The sequence below is a fragment of the Tessaracoccus zhenghani genome (genome assembly GCF_055326325.1).
In genome coordinates, this window is the sequence record NZ_JBUZNQ010000011.1 from 47,317 (window position 1) to 55,747 (window position 8,431).

General features: G+C 69.9%; 3 protein-coding genes. 2 read left to right on the forward strand and 1 reads right to left on the reverse strand.

All coding sequences use genetic code 11. The annotated features are described in order from the left end of the window. The first annotated feature begins 375 nt into the window (after positions 1-375). Positions 376-5,895, forward strand: a complete 5,520-nt coding sequence (locus ACZK4S_RS14695) for an ATP-binding protein (protein ID WP_463644788.1) — start codon at positions 376-378, stop codon at positions 5,893-5,895. 175 nt (positions 5,896-6,070) lie between these two features. Then, positions 6,071-7,105 (forward strand): FAD-dependent oxidoreductase, encoded by a 1,035-nt coding sequence (locus ACZK4S_RS14700; RefSeq protein ID WP_463644789.1) that lies wholly within the window; start codon positions 6,071-6,073, stop codon positions 7,103-7,105. A 60-nt stretch (positions 7,106-7,165) separates the two neighbouring features. Here ACZK4S_RS14700 and ACZK4S_RS14705 read toward each other — a convergent pair whose 3' ends face one another. Next, positions 7,166-8,134, reverse strand: a complete 969-nt coding sequence (locus tag ACZK4S_RS14705) for an IS30 family transposase (protein WP_386086559.1) — start codon at positions 8,132-8,134, stop codon at positions 7,166-7,168. Positions 8,135-8,431: the final 297 nt, after the last annotated feature.

The window sequence follows — 8,431 nt, forward strand, 5'->3', positions numbered from 1 at the left end:
CGGATCCCAGCGCTGTGGATAACTGCGGGTCGAAAGAGACCCGCCAGATGTCCCCACGACGGGGTCACCCTCCTCGAATCGAGGGGGGTGGGGCCGCCTGAAGGACATCTAACGGGTAGTGACATGACGGGCCGAGTGAGCCAGGTGAAGTGCGGCGGGATCTTCGAACGCCTCCGCACGAGGTGGCCCCATACCCCATGCCCATCGGCCTCTGCTGTCGGGTTCGAACAAAGTTGGGCGTCGAGATTTGGTTTCCGCGTGGAGCGCCCGAAAATCCCCTGACAACATGGCCGTGTCGTTTTCCAAACGAGCCGTTAACCTGACAGATTGTCGCCAACCCCCAACAGGGGGCTGTTGTCGTGCCAGGAGGTTCGAATGTTTCGACGCATCGCCATCGTCAACCGTGGAGAGGCCGCCATGCGGCTCATCCACGCCGTGCGCGATCTCAATGCGGAACATCCGGACCGGGAGCCCATCGTCACCGTCGCGCTCTACACCGACGCGGAGCGCTCGGCGATGTTCGCCCGCGAGGCCGACGAGGCCTACCCGCTCGGACCGGCGTCGGAGCGCCCCTACCTGAACCACGACCTGCTCGGCCACGTGCTGACCGAGGCCCGCGCCGACGCGGTGTGGGTGGGCTGGGGCTTCGTCGCCGAGGACCCCGCCTTCGCGGACCTCGTCGAGTCCCTCGGCATCACGTTCATCGGCCCCTCGGGCGACGCCATGCGCAAACTCGGCGACAAGATCGGCTCGAAGTTGATCGCCGAAGAGGTCGGCGTCCCCGTGGCGCCGTGGTCGCGCGGCGGGGTCGACACCCTCGACGACGCGCTGGCCGCCGCAGACGCCGTCGGCTATCCCCTCATGCTCAAGGCGACCGCCGGCGGTGGCGGCCGCGGCATCCGTCGCGTCGACTCCGCCGAAGACCTCGCCGACGCCTACCAGCGCACCCGCGACGAGGCGCAGCGCGCCTTCGGCTCCGGCGTCGTCTTCCTCGAGAAGCTCGTCACCGGCGCCCGCCACGTCGAGGTGCAGCTCATCTCCGACGGCGACACCGCCTGGGCCGTCGGCGTGCGCGACTGCACGGTGCAGCGCCGCAACCAGAAGGTCATCGAGGAGTCCGCCTCGCCGCTGCTGACGCCCGAGCAGAACGACGAGATCAAGGCCTCCGCCGAACGCCTCGCGCTCGCGGTGGGGTACAAGGGCGCCGGCACCGTCGAATTCCTCTACCACCCGGGCGAGCGTCAGTTCGCGTTCCTCGAGGTGAACACCCGCCTCCAGGTGGAGCACCCCATCACCGAGGAGACCAACGACTTCGACCTGGTCAAGGCCCAGATCCGCATCGCCGCCGGCGACAAGCTCGAAGGCAAGCCCGTCGAGTTCGGCCACGCCGTGGAGGCCCGCCTCAACGCCGAGGACCCTGACCGCGACTTCGCGCCCTCGCCCGGCCTCATCACCCGCCTGGACCTCCCCGCCGGGCCCGGCATCCGCGTCGACACCGGCGTCGCCGAGGGCGACTCCATCCCCGCCGACTTCGACTCCATGATCGCCAAGATCATCGCCTACGGCCGCACCCGCACCGAAGCGCTGGGTCGCCTGCGCCGCGCCATGGCAGAGACCACCGTCGTCATCGAGGGTGGCGCCACCAACAAGAGCTTCATCCTGGAACTCCTCGCCCAGCCCGAGGTCACGGGCGCCGAGGCCTCCGGCCGGCGCGCCGCCGCCGTCGCGTGGGCGGACACCGGCTGGATCGACCGGGTGCGCGCCGAGGGTGGCCTCGTCGCCGACGAGCACGCCGGCATCGCGCTGGTGGCCGCGGCCATCGAGGGCTACGACGACAACGTCCACGTCGAGACCGAGCGACTGCTCACCACCGCCCACGGCGGCCGCCCCCAGACGCAACACAAGTCCGGCCTCACCGTCGACCTGAAGCTGCGCGGCGTCGTCCACTCCGTGACCGCCTACGCCACCGGCCCCGGCCGCTACCGCGTGACCGTGGACGGCAACACCGCGGATGTCGCCGTCGAGAAGCTCGACGAGGTACACGGCCGCATCACCGTCAACGGAGAGCGCTTCCGCCTGGTGACGGCCACGCACGGCCCCGTGCACCTGATCGAGGTCGACGGCGTCACCCACCGCGTCTCCCGCGACGAGGGCGGCGTGCTCCGCTCCCCCGCCCCGGCCCTGGTGGTCGCCACCCCCGTGTCCGTCGGCAGCGAAGTGGAGGCCGGCGCCCCTGTCGTCGTGCTCGAGTCCATGAAGATGGAGACCGTCATCCCCGCCCCGTTCGCGGCCCGGGTGAAGGAGCTGCACGTGATGACCGGCTCGCAGGTGGAGTCGATGGCGCCGCTGGTGCGCCTGGAGCCCCTCGGCAACGGCAACGGCGGCGTGGCCGTCGACGAGACCAACGCCGTCGACCTCCCCGAGGCGCAGGAAGTCGACGCGGCCACGCGGCTGGCGCAGCTGCGCGCCGAACTCTCGGCCGTCCTCATGGGCTACGACGTCGACCCGGCCGCCAAGACGCTCAAGGCCTACCTGGCCGCCCGCGACGAGGCCCGCGCGCAGGGCATCGACACCCTCCCCGGCGAGATCGAACTCATCGCGCTGTTCGCCGACCTCGCCGAGCTGTCGCGCAACCGCCCCGTCGGCGAACAGGACAACACGGAACTGCGCGTCCACTCGGACCGCGAACACTTCCACCGCTACCTCACCACCCTCGACGCGGAGCGCGCCGGCCTCCCCGGCCAGTTCATCAATCGCCTCGGCCGCGTGCTCAGCCACTACGGCGTCGACTCCCTGGACCGCCTCCCCGCACTGGAGCAGGCCGTGTTCCGCGTCTTCCTGGCGCAGAAGCGTCAGGCCGCCGACGTCCCCATCGTGTTGGGCATCCTCGACCGCTGGATCGACGAGCCGGCCCCCGACGCCGACCGGGCGGCCTCGGCCCGCGCCGACCTCGAGCGCCTCCTGCGCGCCACCCAGCTGCGCTTCCCCGTCATCGGCGACATCGCCCGCTCGGTCAGGTTCCGCTGGTTCGACCAGCCGCAGGTGGACGCGGAGCGCGCCTCCATCCTGGCCGGCTTCGGCGCCGAGCTGGAGGCCCTAGTCGCCAACCCGCAGGCCGTCGACTACGAGGAGCGCGTCGCCAAGCTCGCCGGCGTGCACGAATGGACGGCGAACTACCTCGCCAGCAGGCTCGCGCAGGGCGTGCCCGCCCACGAGCCCATGCTCGAGGTGCTGCTGCACAAGTACTACGCGGACTACGATCTCAGCAACATCCACCGCTTCACCGTCGACGGCCGCGCCGTCGTCATCGCCGACTACGTGCTCGAAGGCCGACCCCGCCGCTTCGTCACCACCGTCGGCACCCGTGACGAACTGACCGACGGCGCCCTGGAGCGCCTGGTCAACGAGCAGTTCGCGGCCCGCCCCGAGGGATACGACGCTGTGGCCGAGTTCTACGTCGCCTGGCCGGAGACGCCCGACGAGGAAGGCATCGGCGTCGAGCTGGCCGAGCTCCTCAACACCTGGGCCTGGGACCCGGCCACCCGGCGCGTGGCGGTGGGAGTCTGCCTGGCCGACGGCACCGTCGAGTACCGGGCGTTCACCTTCGACGACATCGACGGCGTGCGGACCCTCCGCGAGAACACCAACGTCCGCGCACTCCACCCGATGACCGGTCGCCGCCTCGACCTGTGGCGTCTCCGCGAGTTCGACACGACGCGGCTCCCCGCGCCGGAGGACGTGCTGCTCTACGAAGCGGTGGCCAAGTCCAACCCGGACGACCGCCGCCTGGTGGCCATCGCCCAGGTGCGCCAACTGGGCGTGGTCCGAGACGACGCCGGCCAGCTCATCGGCCTCCCCCACGCCGAGCGGGCGGTCTCCAACTGCCTCGAGGCGATCCGCCGCACCCGCTCCGCGCGGGGCTCGGCCGGGTCGAAGCTCGACATGAACCACGTGTGGGTCTACGTGTGGCCGCCCGTCGACCTCACCGTCAACGACATCAAGCCCCTGCAGGACCGCATCACCCCCCTGTCCGACGGCGCCGGCATCGAAGAGGTGCTCTGCCACGCCCGCTTCCTCACCCGCGACAGTGCGGGCACCCAGGAGTTGCGGCCCCTGGCCGTCCGGTTCCACGCCAAGCCGGGCTCCGGCGTCACCACGTCGGTGACGGCACCGCCGTCCGAGCCGCTCAAGCCGCTCGACGACTACGCGGGCAAGGTGCTCCGCGCCCGTCGTCGTGGCCTGGTGTACCCGTACGAACTGTCGGCCAGCCTCGCCGGCGAGGGCGGGTCCCTCGTCGAGCTGGATCTGGACGCGGACGGTCGGCTGGTGGAGGTGGACCGCGAGCCCGGCCGCAACAAGGCCGGCATCATCTGCGCCCGCGTCACGACCCTCACCGCGCTGCACCCGGAGGGCATGACCCGCATCGTGCTGTCCGGTGACCCGACGAAGGGCCTGGGCGCCGTGGCCGAGCCCGAGTGCGCACGCATCATCGCCGCCATCAACCTGGCCGAGGAGATGCGCGTCCCCGTCGAGTGGTTCACGCTGTCCTCCGGCGCCCGGATCTCCATGGAATCCGGCACCGAGAACATGGACTGGGTGGCCGCCGCGCTGCGCCGGATCGTGGAGTTCACGCAGGCGGGCGGCGAGATCAACGTCGTGGTCGCCGGGATCAACGTGGGCGCCCAGCCGTACTGGAACGCTGAGGCCACCATGCTGATGCACACCAAGGGCATCCTCGTCATGACGCCGGATTCGGCGATGGTGCTCACCGGCAAGCAGTCGCTGGACTTCTCCGGCGGCGTCTCCGCCGAGGACAACTTCGGCATCGGCGGCTACGACCGTGTGATGGGCCCCAACGGCCAGGCCCAGTACTGGGCGCCGAACCTGGGCGCCGCCATGGGCATCCTGATGTCGCACTACGACCACACCTACGTGGCCCCGGGCGAGACGGGGCCGCGTCGGGCTGAGACCACTGACCCGGGCAACCGCGACATCTCGGACTTCCCGCACCACTGCGACGGCTCAGACTTCGCGACGGTGGGCCAGATCTTCTCCCGCGAGCACAACCCGGACCGGAAGAAGCCGTTCGACATCCGCGCGGTCATCGCCGCGGTGTGCGACCAGGACCACCCGCGCGTGGAGCGCTGGGCGGGCATGGCCGACGCGGAGACCGCCGTCGTCATCGACGCCCGGATCGGCGGCCATTCGGTGAGCGTGCTGGGCATCGAGTCCAAGCCGGTCCCGCGCGCGGGCTTCCCGCCCACCGACGGCCCGGACACCTTCACCGCCGGCACGCTGTTCCCGCGTTCGTCCAAGAAGGCGGCCCGCGCCATCAACGCCGCGTCGGGCAACCGTCCGCTGGTGGTGCTGGCGAACCTGTCCGGCTTCGACGGCTCGCCGGAGTCGATGCGCAACCTGCAACTCGAGTACGGCGCAGAGATCGGCCGGGCCATCGTCAACTTCGACGGCCCCATCGTGTTCGTGGTGATCTCGCGCTACCACGGCGGCGCGTTCGTGGTGTTCTCCAAGCAGCTCAACGAGAACATGACCGTGCTGGCCATCGAGGGCTCCTACGCCTCGGTGCTGGGCGGCGCCCCGGCAGCGGCGGTCGTCTTCGCGGGCGACGTCGCGAAGCGCACGGCGGCCGACGCCCGGGTCAGGGGGTTGGAGAAGCGGCTGCAGGAGGCGGCGCCGCAGGACCGGGCCCCGCTGCAGCTGGAACTCGCCGACGCCCGGGCCGCGGTGCGGGCCGAGAAGATCTCCGAGATCGCGGGCGAGTTCGACGGCGTGCACTCCATCCACCGCGCCGTCGAGGTGGGCTCTGTGGACCGCGTGATCACCCCGGCAGAGCTGCGCCCGGCGATCCTCGAGGTGATCGAGGCGCCCGGCCGCTGACCTTGCGCGCGCCGAATCTAGATTCGGGGTCTCTGATGACGTTGGATCTAGATTCGGCCCACGCCCAGGCTCAGGCAGAGTGAAGTTGTGCAGCGGACTTCCTGCACAACTTCACTCGGCCTTGACCCGCACCCCGACGCGGAATATTGAATGTTCAAGTATTGTTGTACCTGACATGAACGTCGACACCGTCGTGATCGGAGCCGGACAGGCAGGGCTGTCCGCGGCCCACCACCTGCAACGCCTCGGCATCGACTTCGTCGTGCTCGACGCCAACCCGGCACCGGGTGGCGCCTGGCAGCACCGCTGGGACTCGCTCACCATGCACGACGTGCACGGCGTTGCGGACCTCCCGGGCACCGGCGTGCCGGCCTGGGACAGCGCGGCCCGGGCCAACGTCGAGGTGCCCGAATACTTCGCTGACTACGAGCGGCGCTTCAACCTTCCGGTCGAGCGCCCGGTGCGCGTCAGCCGCGTGGAGTCGGACCCCGGCACCCGCGACCTGCTGGTCCACACCACCCGCGGCACCTGGCGTGCCGGGTCCCTGGTCAACGCCACCGGCACCTGGGACACGCCGTTCATCCCGTACTACCCCGGAGCCGACACCTTCCGCGGCGAGCAGTTCCACACCGCCCACTACCCCGGGCCGGCCGCGCTGGCGGGCAAGAAGGTGGTCGTCGTCGGCGGCGGCGCCTCGGCCGTGCAGTTCCTCGGCGAGCTCGCGGGCCGGGCGGACCTCACCTGGGTCACCCGCCGGCCGCCCGTGTGGCGCAGCACCGAGTTCAATCCCGACGCCGGGCGCGAGGCCGTCGCGCTCGTCGAGGAGCGCGTCCAGCGGGGTCTGCCTCCCAGGTCCGTGGTCAGCGTGACGGGCCTGATGCTGCGTCCTCAGGAGCAGAAGGCGGCCGCCATGGGCGTCTACGCCGCCCGTCGGCCCATGTTCACCCGCATCGAGCCCGACGGCGTGCGTTTCGCCGACGGATCGTTCCAGCCGGCCGACGTCCTGCTGTGGGCCACGGGCTTCCGGCCCAGCATCGGCCACCTGGCGCCGCTGCGGCTGCGCTCCCCGGAGGGCGGCATCGAACTGCTCGCGCCACGGGATCCGCACACCTTCACCACGTCGGCCGTCGACGGCCGGATCCACTTCGTGGGTTACGGCCTTCGGCCTCGACGATCGGCGCCACCCGGGCGGGGCGGGTCGCCGCGCTGACCATCCGTGAGCAATTGGATGGGGTCGCCGCCTGATCAAGCCGCATTTCCCGGGGCGGATTCAATCGGTGGGTGCAACACCAACTAGTTTGGCCAGTTTCTCAGCAGGGGTCTCGTAATCCAAGCCCTTCCGGGGGCGGGTGTTGAGTTCGTACTCGGCCGCGGCGACTTCTGCGTCGGTGACACGGGTGAAGTCGGTGCCCTTGGGGAAGTACTGACGCTTGAGTCCGTTGCTGTTTTCGTTGGTGGGACGCTGCCACGGGGAGTGGGGATCACAGAAGTACACCTTGCAGGAGGTCTCGTCGGTGAATCGGTGATGGGCGGCCATCTCTACGCCCTGGTCCCAGGTCAACGAGCGCCACAGCGAAGCGGGTAACTCTCGGGCCATGATCGTGAGGATGTCGGTGACGGTGAAGGTGTCATGGACACAGACCCGCCGCATCATCGTGTACTTCGTGTGACGCTCATCGAGGGTGACCAGCGCGGAGCGTAGATCCGACCCGATGATCAGGTCACCTTCCCAGTGGCCTGGCACCCGCTTGTCGTCAGCCTCCTCGGGACGTTTCGCCAGGACCGCGTCCTCCCCGATCCAGCCCCGGGGTTTAGCAGGCAGCTTCGATCTCGGTCGACGTTTGCTGCGGCCCTGACGTAACGCCTTGTCAACCGTCAATTCGTGACGCAGTGACCCGGCGGTCTGGATGTAGAGCGCCTGGTAGATCGTCTCGTGACTCACCCACATGTCCTCCCGGTCAGGGAATTCGAGTTTCAACCGGCCCGAGATCTGCTCGGGAGAATCACGCCGCTTCAACCGCTCGACCACCTCAGCACGCACCGCGCTACCAGGGGCCAGTTTCCCAGGCTTCGGCCGTTTCCGGGCCTGGTCGGCACGTGTCTGCGCGGGACGCCACCGGTACTTACCCTCAACGGATCCGCGTTGACGCTCCCGCCACACCGTCGAACGGGCCACCCCCAACTCGGCAGCGATCCACGTGTCACCACGTCCCTCGCTCAGCCGGATCGCGATCACCATCCGACCCGCCTGAGTCAGCCTGCCATTGCAATCGACCCAGTCCCCCTCGGGCACCCGACGCGGCTCCCGCGCCGCCCGCGGCCGCAGCTCGGGCACACCCCCGAGCCGCCCATGCTGCAACTTCACACCCTCGAGTTTGGCCCACCTCCACACCATCCCAGGCGAGATACCCAACCCCCGTGCGACTTCTCGCGCACTGAGCCCCTCAGCCAACCCGGCAAGGGCAACCCCACGCTTCTCCGCGACCGACACAACACATCCCCTTCAGATCTGTTGCACTCACCCCCTGAACTCGCG